This is a genomic window from Flammeovirga pectinis (assembly GCF_003970675.1).
Lineage (GTDB): Bacteria > Bacteroidota > Bacteroidia > Cytophagales > Flammeovirgaceae > Flammeovirga > Flammeovirga pectinis.
In genome coordinates this window covers 1,818,781-1,839,667 of record NZ_CP034562.1, presented here as the reverse complement: position 1 = coordinate 1,839,667, position 20,887 = coordinate 1,818,781, and the positions used below count along the sequence as shown (strand labels likewise).

Sequence of the window (20,887 nt, the reverse complement as noted above, 5' to 3'; positions counted from 1 at the left end):
AGAATATATAGTCGTACAAATATTTTTCCCTAAGATGCAAACAAGTTTTTAAAATCACTAAATTAGTACTATTATTCTGATGTGCTAATTTAGTGTTAGTCATATTTTTTTAAACTATCTGAACTATTATGCTTAAAAGCTTAAAGTTATCTATACTTCTATTTTTTATATTTGTCTCTTTTTTTTCAGTCTTTAATGAGTTAAAAGCACAGACTGCAACGTTGAGGGGGGTGGTAATGGATTCTTTAGGAAATCCAATAAAATCAGCACTCGTGCAAGAAGGAAGTACAAATAACAATTTTTATTTAACCAACGATAAGGGAGCGTATATTCTTACTATTCCTTCGGATAGTACAGTTACTATCTTTTTTAATCACCCTTCCTTCTCACCTAGAGCCTTTCAGATAGCCCTTTATAAGGATGAAATTAAGACTTTAGATACCAAGTTATTTAAACAGATATACCAACTTTCAGAAGTTAAAATTGTTGATTCTAGAGAAATTGAAACAAGAGATGAAGCAGGTACTATTTACGTAAAAGGTGAAGACCTACGAGAGATACCTGTTGGTTATGGAGAATTTACCCAACAACTTGTAGCAAGTGGTGCTTTGGGTATAGCATCTAATAATGAATTATCATCGGATTATAGTGTTCGTGGTGGTAGCTTTGACGAGAATTTAGTATATGTAAATAATATAGAAATTTACCGCCCGTTTATTGCCAGAGCTGGCCAGCAAGAAGGATTAAGTTTTGTGAACACAAATATGGTTCAAGAAATAGAATTTTCTTCTGGTGGATGGCAATCAAAATATGGTGATAAATTATCTTCTTCATTAAATATTCAATATAAGAAACCTCTTAATTTTGGAGGTACTTTGGAAGCTTCTTTATTAGGCGGTTCACTAACACTAGAAGGTGCATCAAAAAACAAGAAACATACAGCTATCGTTGGTGCTAGATATAAATCAACTGAATATTTATTAAATACATTACAAACTCAAGGAGAATATAAACCAAAATTTGGCGATGTTCAGTCTTATTTTAGTTTTGATTTATCCGGTAAAAATAAATATGGAAAAACGTATTTAGATGCCATACTATCTTATTGTGTAAATAGGTACTCTGTCTTCCCAAGTACAAGAAGTACAAATTTTCAAACAGGCGAAGGTGTTAGCAATTTAACTATTGCATTTGAAGGGAAAGAACAATTAGATTATGATACCTTCCAAGGTGGTTTAAAATTGATTCACAACTTCAATGATAATTTCACATCAAATTTAATCACCTCTGCTATGATTACACAAGAGAGAGAACGCTCTAACTTGGAAAGTGGCTATAGAATTTGTGATTTAGATGGTACTAATTCTGGAATTAATGGATGTGTTACCGAGAAAGGTTTAGGTGGAGAATATCAATATTCGAGAAATACACTTAAAGGAAAAGTATTTATTGTTGAAAATAGAAATGAGCTAATTCATAATGATCTTTTCAAAACTGAATTTGGTGTACAAGTAAAATTTGAAGATATAAATGACAACCTAAATGAATACTCTTTTTTAGACTCAGCTGATTATATTCTTAGTGTTGAAGATCAAATTAAAACAACAAATACACTACAATCTCAAAGGTACTCTGCTTACGCACAAACAACCTATAGGTCTTTAAATGATAAGCATGCAATTACCCTGGGTTTAAGAGGTACTTTTTGGAGTATAAATCAAGAATTAAATATTAGTCCAAGAGTACAATATTCTTTTAATCCTGAATGGGAAAAAGATTTTGTGTTCACATTTGCTTCAGGTGTCTATTATCAACCTCCATTCTACAGAGAAATGCGTAGACCTGACGGAACTGTAAATATGGATCTTAAGGCACAAGGATCACTTCATTTTATGGGTGGATTTGATTATAACTTTAAACAATGGGGCCGCCCATTTAAATTGATATCAGAAGTTTATTACAAACAACTTTGGAATGTTGTACCTTATGATGTTGATAATATTAGAATTAGGTACTCTGGAGAAAATCAAGGGGTTGCTTATGCAGCAGGTATAGATACTAGATTAAGTGGAGAATTTATTCCTGGTACTCAATCTTGGGTTTCACTAAGTGTTATGAGTACTAAAGAAAAAATTGATGGTGATCCTAGAGGCTATATTAGACGTCCTACTGACCAAAGAGTAACATTTGCGATGTTCTTCCAAGATCATTTGCCAAATAACCCGAGTATGAGAATGAATTTAAGGTTTATGTATGGTTCAGGTTTACCTTTCGGTCCGCCTAATAACCCAGAATTAAGAAACTCTTTTAGCGGAGGTAATGATTATATGAGGTTAGATGTAGGATTATTGAAAATTATAGCGTTAAATAAGAACAGTGAAAACCCAAATGAAGAATTTATGAAGAATTTATCAATTGGATTAGAAATTTTAAATGTTCTGGGTAATAATAATGTTATATCGCATACATGGGTCTCTACATACGATGGAACTCAATATGCAGTTCCAAATACTTTGTCTCAGAGGTTTTTCAATGTAAAAATGATTTTGCACCTCTAGACTTTTTGTTATCTTTATATATATAATAATTAACTACTATAGATCTTATGCAGGAGAGTGATTTATCGCGACCAACAGTAGGTCGTTTTTGTAGAACGGAGATCGCCTTTTTAGGAACAACTTCAGGAAAGATAAAAGAGTTGTCTTTTATGCTTTCAGAAATATTATCCCAAAAGTGGAATATTGGCTATATTGATTGTGACCATCAGAATTCAGAACTTGAAAAAGAATTAGGAGCTGACTCTCGAAGTGCGTTAAATCATAAAGCAAGAATAGAATTAATTGATAAAATAACCTTCTCGAGAATTGATTACAGAAAGGCACTTACTGTAACCGATAGACATGTAGAACTGAACGATATTGATGTTGCACTTATAAATGGAAATCATTTTAAAGCATCAAAACAGATATTAATTATTGATAAAGAAAATTCGACAAAACTTTATCGGAAATTAAATAGGTTAAGTAATCTTCTTTGTATTATTTATGCTGAAAATACATCTCAAGAAGATATACCAGAAATTCTTTTAGAAAGAATACCCAACATTTTACATAAACCTTCTTTTGAGATAGAAAAGATTCATGGAATTGCTCAATTTTTTGAGAATGTTTTAACAGCAACGGTACCTAAAATAAATGGTTTACTATTAGCTGGAGGGAAAAGTAAAAGAATGGGTGGTAAAGATAAAGCTAAGATCAATTATCACGGCAGAGAGCAGCGTTTTCACATGAAGGAATTGATGATGAAATATACAAACGCTACTTTTATGTCTTGTAGACCTCAGCAACTAGAAGACTTTTCTGACCAAATGAATCTCCTACCCGATACTTTTTTAGGTTTAGGACCATTTGGGGCATTATTAACGGCTTTTAGGCATAATCCCAATGCAGCATGGATGACCGTAGCTGTTGATCTACCATTTGTAGATGATAAAACAATCTTACATTTGATTCAGCAAAGGGATCCTTCTAAAATAGCCACTTTATATAAAGCAAAAGATACAGGTTCTCCTCAACCTTTATTAGGTATATGGGAACCGAGAGCATATTTAAAATTATTACAAGCATTAGCTTTTGGTAAAAATTCTCTAAGAGAGGTTCTTGAAGATGTAAATATTAAACTTATTGAACCCCTCTCTGAGCATACTTTAAGCGAAGTAGATACTATGGATGAGCTAGATATTGCAATAAAACAACTAAGTCAGCAAAATTCGATTTAGATTTTAATGTATTATGTTTAGCTTTGTGATGAAAAATTAATTGAAGCAGTCTTGAACAAAGTAAGATTAGAAATATTAGGGCTTTCCGCAAGCCATACTTCCCATGGTTCATTTGCCTTGGTATTAGGAGAAAAGCACGGGAATAGAAGATTACCCATTATTATTGGTATGTTTGAAGCACAAGCAATTGCTTTAGAAATTGAAAAAATTTCTTCAAACAGACCTATGACTCATGATTTATTCAAAAGTTTTGCATTAAAATTAGGTGCATCAATTAATCACATTCAGATTTCAAATTTGAAAGAAGGTGTATTTTTTGCTGATATCCATATTATTACTGCAGAAGGAGAAGAAATAGTGTTAGATTCTAGGCCTTCTGATGCTGTAGCCATTGGCATCCGTTTTAATGCTCCTATCTATGTGTTTGAAAATATCATGGAAGAAGCAGGTATTCAAGTTGAAGAACTTGAACAAGATGAAATGGATCACATTGATGATGAGCTTGAGGAAGAAGATGATGATGAATTAGAAATTGAAGATTTTGAAGGGATTGAAGATGAGGAAGACGAAGCGGAAGTAGCAGACACTACTCCTGTTGTATCAGATTCTGATTCGATAGCAACTTTATCTGTTGATCAATTAAATTCATTATTAAAAAAAGCAATAGATAATGAAGATTATATGAAGGCAGCTGAAATTAGAGATGAGATTTCTAAGAGAGGTTAATTCAGAATAATAGATATATAGAAAAAGCAGAAATTAGTTTAACTATTTTCTGCTTTTTTTATTTCCGGATTTGGAGGAAAATCATCTGGCCCATCACTTAAATCCTCTTCTGAAAACTCTTTGGGAGAGGGTAAGTCTTTTAAAGAAGATATCCCAAAGTACTCTAAGAACTTGTCAGTTGTTCCGTACAACATTGGTCTACCTATAGCATCAGATTTTCCTTTCATCTTTACTAATTCGCGTTGTAGAAGTTTCTTCATAGCATAATCGCTACCTACTCCTCTAATTTTTTCAATTTCGCCTTTTGTAATTGGCTGTCTATAAGCAACAATAGATAATGTTTCTAATGCCGATTTAGATAATCGTCTTCTAGAACGATTCTTCAACATGAGATTTACAACTTCCCTATATTTCTTTTTTGTCAGAAAATTATAGCCCTCACCATTTTTTACTAATTCAAAAGAATGACTTTTAGACTTATATTTCTTGATTAAGCTATCAATATTCTCCTCAATTTCTTTTTTCCCTATTGTGTTTTCTTCGTCTAATTCGTTTAGAGTTGCCTCTAATTCTTCTATTGATATAGGTTCAACAGCAACAAAAATCATTGCCTCTAATTGTCTTTGTAAATCTTCCATTAAAAAAAGAAGACACTTAACTTATATGTTAAGTGTCAAATTTAAAAATCTTTTAGTAAAATTAGTTTCTCTTCAATTTCGCCTCAATTGAGTGCTGAGTATGAGGTACTGCCATCAATCTTTCTTTTGAAATAAGGTTGCCTGTATCAATACAAACTCCATAAGTTCCTGTTTTAATTCTAACAAGAGCTTTTTCAAGTTGTTGCTTATATTTCATTGATCGAGCAGCTAATTGATTAAGTTGCTCCTTTTCAAAAGCATCTGCACCATCTTCTAAAGTTTTTCCTCCAGAATGGTTAGAATCATGACCACTTGTATCTTTTTTAATGGAATGATTTAAGTGCTCTAATTCGTTAATCGTTTTTTCTAGCTTGTCATTTAAAAGTGTTTCAAATTCTTTTAAATCTTCAGCGGAATATCGTAATTTTTCAACAGCCATATTAGTATCGGATAAGTTTATTGATTATATGTAAATTTAACAATTATGATATAGAAAAAATCATACCACCATAATTATTGAATAAAAAATAACAAAGAAATTATCTATGTAACTTATTATTGTTGTAAATATGTAAATTATTCAAATAATATAAAATTTTTTTATGTTGAAAAATATTAGAAAAGTGATAAAAAAATATTTTTGGCCTACACTAACATCGAATACAATTATGCTGAATAGTAATGTTAGAGTAGAATCACTTTCATCTCCACAAAAAAATTCTTTTTTTATGGAGTTACAAAAACAGATAAAAGGAATTGTTTATACCCGAAAAGGGTTAATTGCAGTAAATATTGTTGGGTTTGTCTACAATTGGGAAATCTTGCCTTTTCTAGTTGTTGGATCTCTAGGATATCTATTTTTGATTAGTAAAAAAGCTTCAAGACTTCCAGAAAAAATATTCAATAAATTAGATATACAAATTCCGTATACTAAAAAAGATAACAAAAATATACTAGAAAGAGATTTCAACTACGACCCTTCTAAAATTAATGTAGAAGATCTTCAAATAGGTTTCTTGTTAGATTACAATTTGCAAACATATAAAGTTGTCGAACATTTTCAGTATGTTACAGAAGACACAAATTGTGAAGAAAAACTTGTCTTAATTACCGGAATAGATGAACGTTATATATTCAAAAAATACAATGTAAATAATCCATTTATTCGTTCAACGCAAAAGATAAATATCTTTTCAATTGATGAAAATTTAGATACTGAAATCCTATTAAAACAAAGACCTAAATCTGTCATCACTTATAAAGGAACTAATTACTACAGAGACGAAGAAAGCAAGGGTAGTATTCATTCTTTTAAATCTAATACGATAGAAAACAGATTTAAAAAATGGGATTATTTTGACGATTCCCGTTTGTTATATATCTGTATTGAGCAAATAGACACAAATAAATTTGTAGCTTATCAAGGAAAAATTGAAGCTGAAATTGCATTTTCAGAGATTTTACCCCAAAAATGAGTGTTAAAAAAAGTTAGCTAACGATAAGGTTAGTCAACCCCACAAAAAATATATTATTTTTGACAAAGAAATTGATAAAGACCTATTATCTTTCGTCAAACAAAATTTAGAAGAAATTATAGTTACATAATGATACTAAAAGCGGATAATCTAATAAAGCACTACGGAAAACGTACAGTAGTTAATGATGTTTCAATAAAAGTAGAACAAGGAGAGATTGTAGGATTGTTAGGACCAAACGGTGCTGGTAAAACTACTTGTTTCTATATGATTGTTGGTTTAATTAAACCAAACAATGGAGAGATACACCTTGACACTGAAAACATCACAAAATTACCGATGTATAAACGTGCTCAGAAAGGTGTTGGTTACCTTGCACAGGAACCTTCTGTATTCAGAGGATTAACTGTAGAAGAAAATATTATGTTACCTCTAGAAATGGAAAAAATTTCTAAAGAGGAAAAGAATCAAAGAGTAGAAAAGTTACTAAATGAATTTTCTTTAACGCACGTAAGAGATAACTTAGGTATGTCTCTATCTGGTGGTGAAAGAAGAAGAACTGAAATTGCTAGAACTCTATCTACTAATCCAAGTTTTGTTTTACTTGACGAACCTTTTGCAGGTGTAGACCCTATTGCTGTTGAAGAAATTCAAAGAATAGTTTATAACTTGAAGAAGAAAAATATTGGTATTTTAATTACAGATCACAATGTGACCGAAACGTTATCTATTACAGATAGAGTTTATATTCTACAAAGTGGTGTTGTATTTAGAGATGGAACACCAGATCAGCTAATAAATGATACTGAAGTACGAAAAGCTTACTTCGGTGAATATGCTGAATATAAGAAAAAAGATTTTTCTGAGTAGAAAATCAAAAATATACTAAGGATACTCACAAGAGTGTCCTTTTTTTACGCCCAAACTTGACGATCACTGTACAACTTAAAACTATATTATTGATTAAAACATGGAAATTTTATCTACTGCTTTTAATTGGTTTTCAAAACGTAGAATGCATCAGATAGAACATTTTATGACTCACCCTATAGATGTACAACAAAATCTTTTTAAGGATTTAATCTCTAGTGCAAAAAATACGGAGTGGGGAAAAAAATACGACTATCAATCTATTAATAATATTGAGCAATTTGCTGATAGAGTACCAATTTCTACTTATGAGGATTTAAGTCCTTATATAGAGAGAATGATGAAAGGTGAACAAAACATATTATGGTCATCAAAAATTTCAGAATTTTCTAAATCGTCAGGAACAACCAACCAAAGAAGCAAATTTATACCAGTATCAAAAGAAGCCTTAGAGGATTGCCATTATAAAGCTGGTAAAGACCTTATTTCTATTTACTTAGATAACCATCCAAATACCAAAATAATGTTTGGGAAAAGTCTAGGAATTGGAGGTACATATCAAAAAAATGATCTAAATAACGAGAGTATTTTAGGTGATGTATCTGCGATTATAATGAAAAATTTACCCTTCTGGGCTGAATTTATGAGAGCTCCTGAAATTAAGGTAGCTCTTATGGATGAGTGGGAAAGTAAAATAGAACTAATTGCTGGTACTACAATTGATAAAAATATTACAAGTATTGCCGGAGTACCTACTTGGACATTAATATTAATTGAACGTATTTTAGAAATGACCGGTAAGAAAACCTTAATTGAGGTTTGGCCTAATTTAGAGGTGTTCTGGCATGGAGCTGTAGCTTTTGGCCCCTACAGAAAGACGTTTAAAAAATTAATTGGTAAAGATGATATCAACTTTACTGATGTCTATAATGCTTCAGAAGGTTTTTTTGGTATTCAAGATACTACTAATGATGATGAGTTTTTATTGTTATTAGATTATGGTGTTTATTATGAGTTCATTCCAATGGATGAATTTGATAAAGAAAAAGCAGAAGTTATTCAATTAGCAGATGTAGAAATTGGTAAAAATTATGCACTACTAATTACAACTAATGCAGGGTTATGGAGATATCAAATTGGTGATACAATTCGATTTACTTCCAAATTTCCCTATAGAATTAAGATATCAGGAAGAACAAAGCATTTTATCAATGCATTTGGTGAAGAGGTTGTAATCGAAAATGCTGAAGCAGCAATTAAAGCAGCATGTGCGATAACAAATGCTGAAGTACGTAATTTTACAGCTGCTCCTGTTTATTTAGAACAAGGAGGTAAAAAAGGTGGGCATGAATGGGCTATTGAATTTAAACATACACCAAATAACAAAGATCTTTTTATACAAACATTAGATGAGACTTTACGCAAAGTGAATTCTGATTATGATGCTAAACGTTATAAAGATATCGCTATAATCACTCCTGTAGTTCATTTCTTAGAACCTAGATCATTCTATAATTGGATGAAAAAAAGAGGAAAGTTAGGTGGGCAAAATAAAGTTCCTAGATTAGCTAATCATAGAGAATATTTAGAATCACTCCTATCTTCAATATAAATTTAAAATAATATGATGGATCAGGCGACAGCAACAACATCAAAAACCGCAATTTTATTAATGCACTGCCCGGATCAAAAGGGTATCATTTCACATATCACTTTATTTATTCATGAGAATCAAGGTAATATTATTTATCTAGATCAATATGTTGATAGAGTTGAAAAGAGATTCTATATGCGTGTAGAATTCGAAATAGATCAATTTAATATTCCAGAAGAAAAGATATACGATTATTTCGAAACGTTACTGGCTAAGAAATACACAATGACATTCAATTTGTATTTCAACGATAGAAAGCCAAAAATGGCATTATTTGTAACAAAGATGTCGCATTGTTTATACGATATTTTGTCAAGAACAGATTCTGGTGAATTAAAGGTTGAAATTCCAATGATTATTAGTAATCATCTTCACTTGAAGAAAGTTGCTGATAAGTTTAATATTCCTTTTTATCATTTTGAAATGAATAAAGAGAATAAAGTTGAACAAGAGAAGGCACAACTAGAATTAATGAAAAAGCATAATATTAATTTTGTTGTTTTAGCTAGATATATGCAAATTATTTCTTCTGATTTTATTGAAAGCTACCCAAATAAAATAATCAATATACACCACTCTTTCCTTCCTGCTTTTGTTGGAGCAAAGCCATATCATGCAGCTCATGAGCGTGGAGTTAAAATTATTGGTGCAACATCACATTATGTAACAACTGATCTAGACGCAGGTCCTATCATTGAGCAAGACGTTGCAAAGGTTAGTCATAAAGACACAGTGAAAGAATTAATAAGAAAAGGTAAAGACCTTGAGAAAATTGTACTCTCAAGAGCAATTTACCAGCATGTCAATAGAAAGCTAATGGCTTATAAGAATAAGACAATCATTTTTGATTAATTAAAAAAGGGCTGCAATTTAGAATTGCAGCCCTTTTTTAAACAGAAATTTGATTAAAGTGAAATTTCAAGAATTTCAAACTTAATCATTCCACGAGGAGTTTTAATTTCTGCAACATCACCTACTCTTTTACCCAATAAACCTTGAGCAATAGGAGAATCAATAGAAATTTTATTTTCTCTTACATTAGCTTCTTTTGCAGAAACTAACATATATTCCATTATAGCACCAGTAGGTACTTTCATTTTTATCTTACTAAGAATACCAACTTTAGAAGCATCCAATTTAGATTCATCAATTATTCTTGCATTCGCAATTAAATTAGCAAGATTTGCAATTTTAGCCTCTAAATGCCCTTGAGCATCTTTTGCTGCATCGTATTCTGCATTTTCACTTAAATCACCTTTATCAGTAGCTTCAGCAATTTGTTTTGCAATATCAGCTCTACCTCTAGTTTTAAGATCTTTGAGTTCATCAGCCAATCTTTGAAGACCTTCACCTGTATAATATGTTGACTTAGACATTATATATTTCTTTTATAAATGAAAAACGATCCAAGGTTATCAGATCGTTTATATTTTTCTCTAATAGGATTACAAATATAAAACTAACTACAAAAAATTGAAAATTTATTTTTAATTGAATTTTATATTGTTATTTATTTTTAAATAATTGAAACCTAATTAGAAGATTTCTTTAAACCTGCCACAAATACAGCTCCTATTAGTACAACTAATAATAATACTGCCGTTAATTCAAAGGCTAGAATTTGATTAGTCATAAAATGTGTACCCAATATCTCTGTTACACCACCTTGTTTAACTTCATAGCTTTTATCAACGTTTTCTTGTAGAATACCATAAGATAAAATTCCAAATGAAGTCAACCCTAAAAAGATACCTGTTAAAATTCTAGCTGACCCTAATTGGACACCATGTTTTTCTGTATTTTTGGTATACATAACACCAAACAATAAGAGAACAAGTACACCACCTATATAGATCATTACTTGTGTAATTGCTAAAAAGTCGCTACCTGAGAGTACAAAAAGTCCCGCTACACTTAATAAAGTAAATAATAAATAAGCTGCATTATGAATAACATTTTTAGAACTAAATAATGCTATAGATGATATAAAAATCACTAGCATTAAAAAATAAAATACTATCTCTATCATTATTTCTTAATTACTCTTGGACGAAATTTTGGCTTCGGTTTATCTTTTGATGATTCAGTCTCAATTTCTTTTTCAGTAGTTACCGATACAGTTGGTTGAGTTGTTGCCATTTTTGCTTGTCGCTTTTTTTCTTGTTCAAGATCAAAAATCTTCTGTTTTTGTTTTACTTCCTGTTCAGACATATCAGCAAAACCATATGTAAGATTTCGCATATCCAACTCACTAAAATCATAAGATTTAGTCATTGTTAGACATTCCGTTGGACAAACATAAGTACAAAGACCACAAAAGCAACACTTTGCCATATCTATGTCAAATTTGGCGGCATAGATACGTTTAGGTGTTCCATCAGAGGTTTCCCCTATTACTTCTGTAGATTTTATTGGTTCAATTTCAATACAATCTACAGGGCAAACTTTTGCACATTTATCGCATACAATACAATCATCTATCTCCAAGTCTAATTTATACCTTCCTGTATCCGGAACTGGTAAAACCTCTTGTGGATATTTTAAAGTGACAATTGAATTCTGTTTTTCAAAATAATTACTATCGTTGGGAGATATCGGATCTCTTCTATCATTAACTAATGCATCCTTAAGATGATCTATAGTTAATTTTAATCCATGTTTTGAAGTTTGTATAGCTTCTTTGATATTTCCGAAGTATGTATTATTTGCTCCTAATTTTTTACTCATTCGCAAATCTTTTGATAATTCATTGTAAAGTTAGTAATTTCTATAACTATATACTTTCTATTTGATGAATTGTTTCTGAAAATTTAATTTATCTGAATGTATTGAGATGTGAAGTATTAATCAACTAACTTTACTTATTATTATTGCAACCCGTTTATTGTACATGAATATTATTGTTGAAGACTTCACAAAATCATGGGTTTCCCCATCAGAATACGATTATCTATTAGCGCATGGCTGGAGACATTTTGGGGATAATTTCTTTAGGTATAATATAAATATGCATAATGATGCTATTTGTAATGTTATTCCTCTAAGGGTTAAACTCCCAGAGTTTATTTATTCAAAATCACAAAAAAAAATTCAAAAGAAATGCGATAGTTTTACTATTTCTATTGATAACGTTTGCATCGATTCTACAACTCATACTCTATTTGAAAAACACAAAAAGAAGTTTATTGATAATACGCCAACATCAATTTATGACTTTTTATCTAGTAAAAATGTGAGTAACGTACCTACTGCTATAAAAGAAGTTCGTGTTTTTGACAATGAAAAACTGATTGCTATTAGTTATTTCGCTATTGGCGAGAACAGTATTTCGAGTATATATGGTATGTTTGATACGGACTATAGCAAATACAGCTTAGGCCTTTTTACAATGTTTATTGAAATTGAGTTTGCTAAGAGTCAAGACCTACTTTACTATTATCATGGGTACTGTTACGACGTAAGCTCTTTTTATGATTATAAAAAGAAATTTAGTGCAGTACAAAGTTACCAATGGGAAAGTAAAAAGTGGTCTAGTCTTATTAAATAGTATTATTGATTATTTCTAAAAGCTGTTCTTCTTGATCAAACATTATTTTGGGGACAATCGGCATAACCAAGAATTTTAAACTACTTTTTGAAACCAAAGGTTTTAATTTTGCTGCATCTTTTTCTGTTATTATTACAGTTTGATTAGCACCCATTTCATTTTCAATTCTAGAGATTGTCTTTTCAGTAAATGAATAATGATCTCTAAATTTAAAATGTTTATTGATATTGATTCCTTGCTCCTCAATATAAGATACTAATGGATCTGGATTGGCAATACTGGTAAGTAAAAAAACGAAATTAGGCATTGAAACTTTTGATGAGTCTCTTAAATTATAAGTTTCACCATAGCCTATCTCAGAAAATAATATTTTACAATCTTCCCTTGCATATTGCTTTGTTTTTGAGATATAGGAATCAAAAAGTTCAGGAGAATAATCACCTAATACTTTTGTGAAAATAATTATATCTGCTCTTTTTGCTCCTTTTCTGTTTTCTCTTAATCTACCAAGTGGTAATACTTCATCTTTAAAAAATGGTTTATTAAAATCGGAGAGCATTATATTTAAATCACGATGAATAGCTCTATGCTGATACGCATCATCAAGAATTACTACTTCTGCTTTTTCAAAAAATGGAACACCAAATACCCTTTGTTCAGAAACAACAACTTCAAGGTTTTTATATTTTGAATAGTATTGCATTGGTTCGTCTCCAATAGTTCTTGCTGTAGCTTCGATATCAGCTTTTATTGGTCCAGACGTTTTCCTTCCATACCCTCTACTTAAAACACCTACCTCTCTTATATTCTGAATTCTATCAATCAAGAATTCTACAAAAGGAGTTTTACCAGTACCACCAACCGATAGATTACCAACAGAGATAACCTTTAAATCGAATCTAACAGGTCTTCTTCTTTTCGTATCATATTTATTGTTTCTAATAGAAGTTATTGCGTCATAGACAGCAGACAAGGGATATAGTAAAAAATTCATACACAAAAATAATATAAAAAAAGCCCATCAGAACAATCTGATGGGCTAAATATATAAGAATAATTCTATTCTTGTTATGCAAGAGCGATTTTCACCTTCTCTGCAGCTTCTTTCAATGTAATTGCAGAAGTTACTTTTAATCCTGACTCGTCAATGATTTTAGCTCCTTCTTCAGCATTTGTTCCTTGTAAACGTACAATAATTGGAATTTTGATATCTCCAATGTTTTTGTAAGCTTCAACAACACCATTGGCAACACGGTCACAACGAACGATACCACCAAATACGTTAATTAAAATTGCTTTTACGTTAGGATCTTTTAAGATGATTCTAAAACCAGCTTCTACAGTAGTAGCATTTGCTCCACCCCCAACATCTAGGAAGTTAGCAGGATCGCCACCAGATAATTTTATCATATCCATTGTAGCCATTGCTAATCCAGCACCGTTAACCATACAACCAACGTTTCCGTCAAGTTTTACATAGTTTAAACCAGCTGCACTTGCTTCTACTTCTGTTGGATCTTCTTCGGTAACATCACGCATAGCAGCAATGTCTTTATGGCGATACAAAGCACTTTCATCTAAACTTACTTTAGCATCTACTGCCATAACTTGATCATCTGAAGTTTTGAAAACAGGGTTGATTTCAAACATTTCAGAGTCAGTACCTACGTATGCATTATATAATGAAACTACAAATTTCACCATTTCTTTAAATGCTTTACCAGAAGTCCCTAAGTTAAATGCTACGCGTCTAGCTTGGAAACCTTGGATACCTACTGATGGATCGATTTCTTCTTGGAAAATTAGCTCAGGAGTTTTCTCCGCTACTTCCTCGATATCCATACCACCTTCAGTAGAATACATAATCATATTTTTACCTGTCGCACGGTTTAAAAGTACTGACATGTAATATTCTTTGATTTCAGATTCACCAGGATAATATACATCCTCTTGAACCATCACCTTTAATACCTTCTTACCTTCGGCTCCAGTTTGAGGAGTAATTAATTGCATACCGATGATATCATTTGACAATGATTTTACATCTTCGATACTTTTTGCAACTTTAACTCCACCACCTTTACCACGGCCACCTGCGTGAATTTGGGCTTTTACTACCCAGAACTTAGTTCCAGTTTCTTTGTTCAGTTTCTTAGCAACCTCTACAGCTTCTTCTGGAGTGTCTGCTACGTATCCAGCAGGTACTTTAACCCCGTACTCTTTTAAGATACTTTTTGCTTGGTATTCGTGAATGTTCATGTGTATTGACCCGTTGGGTGCACAAGTTTGTTTTGTGTATTGCTACTATAATAAAAACATAAAATGACCGAGATCACTTATGTTTAATAATACAATTCTAAATAAAATAAAACAAACATCAAATTTGCTTATGCGAATACTCGATATTTTTTTATTTTATTTTAAAATTAATTCTTAGAAAAATAGTTGATTTATATGATAAATAACACTCAAAAACGAGTGTAAAAATCTGTTATTCAATATACTAACCAACATCTCTCTTTTGGTTTAATAAAAAAGAACTACTCTAAATTTAGAATAGTCCCTTATTAATTATTTTTTAGTTGCCGTTTTTCTTGTAGTGGCTTTTTTCTTTACAGGAGCTTTTTTTGCTGCAGGTTTCTTAGTCGCTGCTTTCTTTTTAGCAGGTTCCTTTTTAGTTGCCGCGGCTTTTTTACCTCTTGTTTTTGGCTCAGGAGCCTCTTCAATTATTTTCTTAACTTCTTCGTAAGTAAGTTCTTTTGCTTTTTCTTTAAGCTCTTTTGGGATCTTAATATTAGCTTTATTGTAAGAAATATAAGGTCCCCACCTACCGTTTAGAAGTTGTAAATTTTCTTCTTCTTCGAAAGTCTTGATTAATTTTTCAGCATCCGCTTTTCGTTTTGCTTCAATTAATTCAATAGCCACATCTAATTCGACTGTTTCTGGAGCGTATTCTTTGCCAAGAGAGACAAACTTTCCATCATGTCTAATATAAGGTCCAAAACGACCAATTGCTGCTACTACAACTTTGTCTTCATATGTTCCAATTGTTCTTGGAAGCTTGAATAGTTCAAGAGCATCCTCTAACGTAATTGTTTCTAAATATTGTCCCTTACGTAAGGAAGCGAATTTCTTTTCTTCGTCTTCTTGGTCTCCAATTTGTGCAATAGGGCCAAATCTACCTAAACGTGTAATTACTTTTTTACCAGTTGTAGGGTCAATTCCTAGTTCTCTTTCTGCATGAGCTTCCGCTCTATCTGCATTTTCTTCTGTATCAACAACAGTATCATGGAATGGTTTATAAAAACCACCAAGCATTTTCTGCCATTCTAAATTACCATGTGCGATTTCATCAAATTGTTCTTCTACATTTGCAGTAAAAGAATAATCGACAACATTTGGAAAGTGTTTTACAAGAAAGTCATTTACAACCATTCCCATGTTTGTAGGGAATAATTTACTTTTCTCTGCTCCATATGTTTCGGTCAACTGTCTTTCGCTAACCTCATTATCCTTTAGAACAATTTTCACGTAATTTCTTTCCTTACCATCTCTAGCTTCCTTAATTACATACTCTCTACGTTGTATTGTAGAAATTGTTGGTGCATATGTAGATGGTCTACCAATACCCTTTTCTTCCAAAGTCTTCACTAAACTAGCTTCTGTGTAACGCGCTGGAGGTCTAGAAAAACGTTGAGTTGCATTCATTTGATCTAAAGGCATACCTTGACCAATTGACAATGGTGGTAGCATTCCTTTAGTGTCCTCGTCTTCATCTATTTCATCATCATTAGATTCAATATATGCTTTCAAGAAACCTTCGAAGATAATTACCTCTCCTTTTGCTACAAATTTTTCAGCTCTCTTTTGAGTTGTAATCTCTGCAGTAGTTCTTTCTAATTTAGCATCAGCCATTTGAGAGGCTACTGCTCTTTTCCATATCAGATCGTACAAGCGTGCTTCACGATTATCAGACAACTCTAATTTATGATTTTTAAAGTTGGTAGGTCGGATAGCCTCGTGAGCTTCTTGTGCTCCTTTATTTGTTGTTTTAAAATGTCTTTCGTGTGCAAACTCTTTCCCATAGACTCTAGAGATTTCTTCTGTAGCCGATTGAATTGCATCATTTGATAGATTTAATGAATCGGTACGCATATATGTAATATGGCCCGCTTCGTATAATTTCTGAGCAATTGACATCGTAGAAGCAACCGAATAGCCTAATTTTCTACTTGCTTCTTGTTGAAGTGTAGAAGTAGTAAAAGGAGGTGCTGGAGTTTTCTTACCAGGCCTTGTTTTAATATCAGAAATAGAGAAGTCAGCTCCAAGACAATCATTTAAGAATGAATTTGCTTCTTCTTTTGTTTTAAACTTAGTACTTAATTCTGCTTCTAAGAATTTATTATTATCAAGTTCAAACGTTGCTATTACTTTAAAGAAGTCTTTAGCATTAAATGCCTCAACTTCTCTTTCTCTTTCAACTACTAACCTTGCTGCTACACTTTGCACACGACCAGCAGAAAGTCCTCTTTGAATTTTCTTCCATAAAACTGGCGAAAGTTCAAAACCAACTAATCTATCTAAGATACGTCTTGCTTGTTGTGCATTTACTAGATCATAATCAATAGTTCTAGGATGCTTGATTGCAGATTGAATTGCAGATTTAGTAATCTCTCTAAAAACAATTCTTTTTGTATCGTTATCTTTTAATTTTAATGTCTCCTTAAGATGCCAAGATATAGCTTCTCCTTCGCGGTCATCATCGGTTGCTAACCATACCATTTCAGCATCCTTTGATAATTTCTTCAACTCTCTAATAACATCCTTTTTATCAGGAGAGACTTCGTAGTGGGGAATGAAATCGTGGTCAACATCAATTGCATCGTTCCCTTTCTTTAGGTCACGTACATGGCCATAACTTGATCTTACGGTGTAGCCCTCACCTAGGTACTTTTCGATAGTCTTTGCCTTTGCAGGTGACTCGACAATTAATAAGTTCTTAGTCATTTATATATATATCTATCCTTTGTTCAGATTTTAGGGTAATTAATTTGTGGTATAACTCCCGCGCGAAACAACTTATTATAAATAACAGTACACTTCCAAAAAAAATCACATTTTTATTAAAAATTTATTCAAATCATTCCTAAAAGTAACTTTAATTTCAAAATTACATGATAATAGTCATTTAATAACGGAAAAAACTATTACCACTGATTTTTAACCGTTTTAGATCAATAGGGCTGTTATTTACTATGTTTTTTTTGCATTAAAGTAAATCTTAAAATATATTTAGGCACTCAAATACATAATGGGTAAAATTTTCTATATGGTTTTTATTAATACACGTGCGAAAAATTAATTATCTATCACAAGATTATGCAAGAAGTAGAACTTAACCACAACAAACCTCAAACAAATTCAGACAAAGACATGAGTGAAGAAACAGCGCAATTATCGTATGCCGGTAAATCTTACGAACTCCCTGTAATTAAAGGGTCAGAAGAAGAAATCGGAGTTGACATTAGTAAACTTCGTGGTCAAAGTGGATTGATTACACTAGATGTAGGATTCAAGAACACGGGTTCAACGACAAGTGACGTTACGTTTTTAGATGGAGAGAAAGGTATTTTAAGATACAGAGGTTATTCTATTGAAGACCTTTGTGAGCATTCTTCTTTCTCTGAAGTTGCTTACCTTTTAATTAATGGTGAATTACCAACATCTGAAGAATTTGATAAATTCCAAGATGATATATCACACCATACATTAGTACACGAAAATATCAGAAAGATTTTTGATGGTTTCCCTGCTGATGCTCATCCAATGGGAGTTTTATCTTCATTGGTTACTTCACTTACTGCATTCCACCCAGAATCATTAGATCCTAATAGAGATCCTAAAATGGTTGATTTAACAATCCACCGTTTGATTGCTAAGTTACCTACTCTAGCTTCTTGGGTATTTAAGAAAAAATTAGGTCATCCTTTAAACTATCCTGAAAACAAATTAGGATACGTTGAAAACTTCATGAAAATGATGTTTGGATTACCAACAGAAGAATATAAAATCGATCCTGTTTTAGTAGAGGCTTTTGATAAATTATTAATCTTACATGCAGATCACGAGCAAAACTGTTCTGCTGCAACTGTAAGAGTTGTAGGTTCATCTCAAGCATCTTTATATGTTGCAATAGCAGCAGGTATCAATGCTTTATGGGGTCCTTTACACGGTGGTGCAAACCAAGCTGTAATTGAAATGTTGGAAGACATTCACGCTAATGGTGGAGATGTTGATCAATATATTGCTAAAGCAAAAGATCCTAACGATCCTTTCCGTTTAATGGGATTCGGGCATAGAGTTTACAAAAACTTTGACCCTCGTGCTAAAATCATCAAAAAGCATGCTGATGCAGTTTTAGATAAATTAGGCATTGAAGATCCATTATTAGAGATCGCAAAAGGTTTAGAAGAGAAAGCTCTTCAAGACGAATACTTCCAAAAAAGAAAATTATATCCAAATGTGGATTTCTATTCTGGAATTATTTACAAAGCAATGGGCTTCCCAACAGAAATGTTTACAGTTCTTTTTGCTCTTGGTCGTCTTCCTGGTTGGATCGCTCAATGGAAAGAATCAAGAAACTTGAATCAACCAATCTCACGTCCTCGTCAGATTTATACTGGTTCTCCAGCAAGACCTTATCCAACAAAATAATTTGTTGTTTAAAATATAAAGAAAAGCCATCAGTAATGATGGCTTTTTTTCTTCATAATATTCAATCATGATACGCTTCTATTTAACCTATCTTTCCCTACTACTTATATCCACTACTGCCTATGCACAGAATAATTATTATTGGTCGCAACAACAAGGCCCAAACGGTAATTTATTAGGTGGGTCATTAGCTTCTGGTGCTTCTGATAACAGTGCAATTTTTTATAACCCCGGTGCATTAGCATTTACAGAAACCCCAAATGTGTCTTTAACTTCCGACCTAATTAGCTATACGTTTTTACATATACAAAATGGAGCAGGTGAAGGAATAGATATCAAAGGGAATCAATTAACAACTAAACCTCAGATGCTAGCAGGTACTGCATTTGGAGCTAAAAATAATAGGTTTAAAGTAACCTACGCTATATTTAATCTGCTAAATGAAAAGAGTGAACATTCGGCTCAAAATACGGCACAAATTAGCAATTCCAATCAAGTCTACGAAGGGTTCTATAACTATAAAAATTCGCTACGAAATGATAGGTTTGCAATAGGAACTACATATAGACTTACTGATAATATTGGTATTGGCATTACTCATTTTGTCGACATCAAATCTACAGAAATTACTTCCAACGTAAACGAAAGTTGGTATACAAACAAATTAGCTACAAATTATAGCACTGATTTCAAAAATTTAAAATACTCTCATGTATCACTTTTATGGAAATTAGGGATTGCATGGCATTATAATGAAAAACTTAACTTAGGGTTAAACTTTGAAACACCTGATATTAGAATTAAATTTTTGTCTACGGCCTATTCTAGAAGAATTTCTGAAACCTTAGATGATAATGGAGTTTTACAAAAATACTCTTCTAATCAAGATAAAGTAAACACTTCTTATTCTCTACCATTTACTTTTGATTTAAATTTAGGTTATACAACAAAGCTTACACAGTACTCTGCCAGGGTTGGCTTTTTTAGTAAAGTTGGCAAATATAATTTATTACAATTAAAAACTGAAAGTACTATTAACCCTTCACCAGACCCAGCTTATAATCAGTATACATTATCAAATAAAAGGATTATAAATTACGCTGCTGGTGTAAAACATAGAATCCTAAACGACATGAATATATTGATGGGTTTTAGGACTGATTTTAATTTTATAAATCAAGAGGACATTAATTTCACAAAAGATAATTTTCTTTCTTTTAATTATTGGGATGTATATCACCTTTCTTCAGGTGTGGAATGGTTTGGATCAAACTTTAATATTATTGCAGGTATAGTAGCCGATTTTGGCTTTTCCGAAAACAATCCTCAGTTAGTTAATCTTACTGCCCGACCTTATTCTGAATTAAATGATTTTAATACAAATACAGAAACGAGTTATTTACAATTAAACTTAATATTTGGAATCACCTATCACTTTAAGGATAGAACGCAAATGTAATTTCTTTAAATATTTACTATTCATTA

Annotated in this window: 18 protein-coding genes; 10 read left to right on the top strand and 8 right to left on the bottom strand. The window is 31.9% G+C overall.

The window, feature by feature from the left end:
• Positions 1 to 128 precede the first annotated feature (128 nt).
• The 3 genes from EI427_RS07360 to EI427_RS07350 are packed head-to-tail and all read left to right on the top strand — an operon-like array spanning position 129 to position 4,504.
• Complete coding sequence (locus tag EI427_RS07360) at positions 129 to 2,558, top strand: TonB-dependent receptor (RefSeq protein WP_126613208.1); 2,430 nt, start codon at positions 129 to 131, stop codon at positions 2,556 to 2,558.
• A 47-nt stretch (positions 2,559 to 2,605) separates the two neighbouring features.
• Positions 2,606 to 3,778 (top strand): NTP transferase domain-containing protein, encoded by a 1,173-nt coding sequence (locus tag EI427_RS07355; RefSeq protein ID WP_126613206.1) that lies wholly within the window; start codon positions 2,606 to 2,608, stop codon positions 3,776 to 3,778.
• 51 nt (positions 3,779 to 3,829) lie between these two features.
• Positions 3,830 to 4,504 (top strand): bifunctional nuclease family protein, encoded by a 675-nt coding sequence (locus EI427_RS07350; RefSeq protein ID WP_126613203.1) that lies wholly within the window; start codon positions 3,830 to 3,832, stop codon positions 4,502 to 4,504.
• A gap of 38 nt (positions 4,505 to 4,542) precedes the next feature.
• Here EI427_RS07350 and scpB read toward each other — a convergent pair whose 3' ends face one another.
• Together scpB and EI427_RS07340 are read right to left on the bottom strand one after the other, a co-directional pair.
• The gene (scpB, locus tag EI427_RS07345) at positions 4,543 to 5,142 is read right to left on the bottom strand and encodes an SMC-Scp complex subunit ScpB (protein ID WP_126613201.1); all 600 of its coding nucleotides are present in this window, start codon (positions 5,140 to 5,142) and stop codon (positions 4,543 to 4,545) included.
• 61 nt (positions 5,143 to 5,203) lie between these two features.
• Positions 5,204 to 5,581 carry a TraR/DksA family transcriptional regulator gene (locus EI427_RS07340; RefSeq protein ID WP_126613199.1) on the bottom strand — a complete coding sequence of 126 codons (378 nt, stop codon included), beginning with the start codon at positions 5,579 to 5,581 and terminating at the stop codon, positions 5,204 to 5,206.
• A gap of 289 nt (positions 5,582 to 5,870) precedes the next feature.
• Here EI427_RS07340 and EI427_RS07335 point away from each other — a divergent pair, with 289 nt between their 5' ends.
• The 4 genes from EI427_RS07335 to purU all read left to right on the top strand — a co-directional run bounded on the left by EI427_RS07335 (position 5,871) and on the right by purU (position 9,993).
• A complete protein-coding gene (locus EI427_RS07335; protein WP_170178418.1) occupies positions 5,871 to 6,617 on the top strand; it encodes a DUF4178 domain-containing protein in 747 nt (248 codons plus the stop codon).
• Positions 6,618 to 6,746: 129 nt separating this feature from the next.
• On the top strand, positions 6,747 to 7,487 hold the full coding sequence (gene lptB, locus EI427_RS07330) for an LPS export ABC transporter ATP-binding protein (RefSeq protein ID WP_126613195.1): 741 nt from the start codon (positions 6,747 to 6,749) through the stop codon (positions 7,485 to 7,487).
• Positions 7,488 to 7,587: 100 nt separating this feature from the next.
• Positions 7,588 to 9,099 (top strand): GH3 auxin-responsive promoter family protein, encoded by a 1,512-nt coding sequence (locus EI427_RS07325; RefSeq protein ID WP_126613193.1) that lies wholly within the window; start codon positions 7,588 to 7,590, stop codon positions 9,097 to 9,099.
• Positions 9,100 to 9,114: 15 nt separating this feature from the next.
• Complete coding sequence (purU, locus tag EI427_RS07320; protein ID WP_126613191.1) at positions 9,115 to 9,993, top strand: formyltetrahydrofolate deformylase; 879 nt, start codon at positions 9,115 to 9,117, stop codon at positions 9,991 to 9,993.
• Positions 9,994 to 10,046: 53 nt separating this feature from the next.
• On the opposite strand, the gene greA is transcribed toward purU, so the two are convergent.
• The 3 genes from greA to EI427_RS07305 all read right to left on the bottom strand — a co-directional run bounded on the left by greA (position 10,047) and on the right by EI427_RS07305 (position 11,868).
• Positions 10,047 to 10,517, bottom strand: a complete 471-nt coding sequence (greA, locus tag EI427_RS07315; protein WP_126613189.1) for a transcription elongation factor GreA — start codon at positions 10,515 to 10,517, stop codon at positions 10,047 to 10,049.
• Between the two features lie 155 nt (positions 10,518 to 10,672).
• Positions 10,673 to 11,170 (bottom strand): NADH-quinone oxidoreductase subunit J family protein, encoded by a 498-nt coding sequence (locus EI427_RS07310; RefSeq protein WP_126613187.1) that lies wholly within the window; start codon positions 11,168 to 11,170, stop codon positions 10,673 to 10,675.
• Positions 11,170 to 11,868 (bottom strand): 4Fe-4S dicluster domain-containing protein, encoded by a 699-nt coding sequence (locus EI427_RS07305; protein ID WP_126613185.1) that lies wholly within the window; start codon positions 11,866 to 11,868, stop codon positions 11,170 to 11,172. The genes EI427_RS07310 and EI427_RS07305 overlap by 1 nt, the downstream gene beginning before the upstream one ends.
• A 163-nt stretch (positions 11,869 to 12,031) precedes the next feature.
• Between EI427_RS07305 and EI427_RS07300 the strand changes: the two genes are divergently transcribed.
• A complete protein-coding gene (locus EI427_RS07300) occupies positions 12,032 to 12,688 on the top strand; it encodes a GNAT family protein (protein ID WP_126613183.1) in 657 nt (218 codons plus the stop codon).
• Here EI427_RS07300 and lpxK read toward each other — a convergent pair.
• From lpxK to topA, 3 genes are all read right to left on the bottom strand, one after another.
• Positions 12,681 to 13,682, bottom strand: a complete 1,002-nt coding sequence (gene lpxK / locus EI427_RS07295) for a tetraacyldisaccharide 4'-kinase (RefSeq protein ID WP_126613181.1) — start codon at positions 13,680 to 13,682, stop codon at positions 12,681 to 12,683. The two genes, EI427_RS07300 and lpxK, sit on opposite strands and share 8 nt — an antisense overlap.
• Positions 13,683 to 13,756: 74 nt before the next feature.
• Positions 13,757 to 14,947, bottom strand: a complete 1,191-nt coding sequence (gene sucC / locus EI427_RS07290) for an ADP-forming succinate--CoA ligase subunit beta (protein ID WP_126613179.1) — start codon at positions 14,945 to 14,947, stop codon at positions 13,757 to 13,759.
• Positions 14,948 to 15,259: 312 nt separating this feature from the next.
• Positions 15,260 to 17,695, bottom strand: coding sequence for a type I DNA topoisomerase (gene topA, locus EI427_RS07285; protein WP_126613177.1), 2,436 nt, complete (start codon positions 17,693 to 17,695; stop codon positions 15,260 to 15,262).
• A gap of 426 nt (positions 17,696 to 18,121) precedes the next feature.
• On the opposite strand from topA, the gene EI427_RS07280 reads away from it, so the two are divergent.
• Together EI427_RS07280 and EI427_RS07275 are read left to right on the top strand one after the other, a co-directional pair.
• A complete protein-coding gene (locus EI427_RS07280) occupies positions 18,122 to 19,402 on the top strand; it encodes a citrate synthase (protein WP_126618355.1) in 1,281 nt (426 codons plus the stop codon).
• Positions 19,403 to 19,469: 67 nt separating this feature from the next.
• Positions 19,470 to 20,861 carry an outer membrane protein transport protein gene (locus EI427_RS07275; protein WP_126613175.1) on the top strand — a complete coding sequence of 464 codons (1,392 nt, stop codon included), beginning with the start codon at positions 19,470 to 19,472 and terminating at the stop codon, positions 20,859 to 20,861.
• Positions 20,862 to 20,887: the final 26 nt, after the last annotated feature.

Excerpts from the sequence above, each read along its gene's own strand:
- EI427_RS07305 (WP_126613185.1), bottom strand. The coding sequence starts at position 11,868 with ATGAGTAAAAAATTAGGAGCAAATAATACATACTTCGGAAATATCAAA.
- greA (WP_126613189.1), bottom strand. The coding sequence starts at position 10,517 with ATGTCTAAGTCAACATATTATACAGGTGAAGGTCTTCAAAGATTGGCT.
- EI427_RS07355 (WP_126613206.1), top strand. The coding sequence starts at position 2,606 with ATGCAGGAGAGTGATTTATCGCGACCAACAGTAGGTCGTTTTTGTAGA.
- EI427_RS07275 (WP_126613175.1), top strand. The coding sequence starts at position 19,470 with ATGATACGCTTCTATTTAACCTATCTTTCCCTACTACTTATATCCACT.
- purU (WP_126613191.1), top strand. The coding sequence starts at position 9,115 with ATGGATCAGGCGACAGCAACAACATCAAAAACCGCAATTTTATTAATG.
- scpB (WP_126613201.1), bottom strand. The coding sequence starts at position 5,142 with ATGGAAGATTTACAAAGACAATTAGAGGCAATGATTTTTGTTGCTGTT.
- sucC (WP_126613179.1), bottom strand. The coding sequence starts at position 14,947 with ATGAACATTCACGAATACCAAGCAAAAAGTATCTTAAAAGAGTACGGG.
- EI427_RS07300 (WP_126613183.1), top strand. The coding sequence starts at position 12,032 with ATGAATATTATTGTTGAAGACTTCACAAAATCATGGGTTTCCCCATCA.
- EI427_RS07280 (WP_126618355.1), top strand. The coding sequence starts at position 18,122 with ATGAGTGAAGAAACAGCGCAATTATCGTATGCCGGTAAATCTTACGAA.
- EI427_RS07310 (WP_126613187.1), bottom strand. The coding sequence starts at position 11,170 with ATGATAGAGATAGTATTTTATTTTTTAATGCTAGTGATTTTTATATCA.
- lpxK (WP_126613181.1), bottom strand. The coding sequence starts at position 13,682 with ATGAATTTTTTACTATATCCCTTGTCTGCTGTCTATGACGCAATAACT.
- lptB (WP_126613195.1), top strand. The coding sequence starts at position 6,747 with ATGATACTAAAAGCGGATAATCTAATAAAGCACTACGGAAAACGTACA.
- EI427_RS07340 (WP_126613199.1), bottom strand. The coding sequence starts at position 5,581 with ATGGCTGTTGAAAAATTACGATATTCCGCTGAAGATTTAAAAGAATTT.
- topA (WP_126613177.1), bottom strand. The coding sequence starts at position 17,695 with ATGACTAAGAACTTATTAATTGTCGAGTCACCTGCAAAGGCAAAGACT.
- EI427_RS07325 (WP_126613193.1), top strand. The coding sequence starts at position 7,588 with ATGGAAATTTTATCTACTGCTTTTAATTGGTTTTCAAAACGTAGAATG.
- EI427_RS07335 (WP_170178418.1), top strand. The coding sequence starts at position 5,871 with ATGGAGTTACAAAAACAGATAAAAGGAATTGTTTATACCCGAAAAGGG.
- EI427_RS07360 (WP_126613208.1), top strand. The coding sequence starts at position 129 with ATGCTTAAAAGCTTAAAGTTATCTATACTTCTATTTTTTATATTTGTC.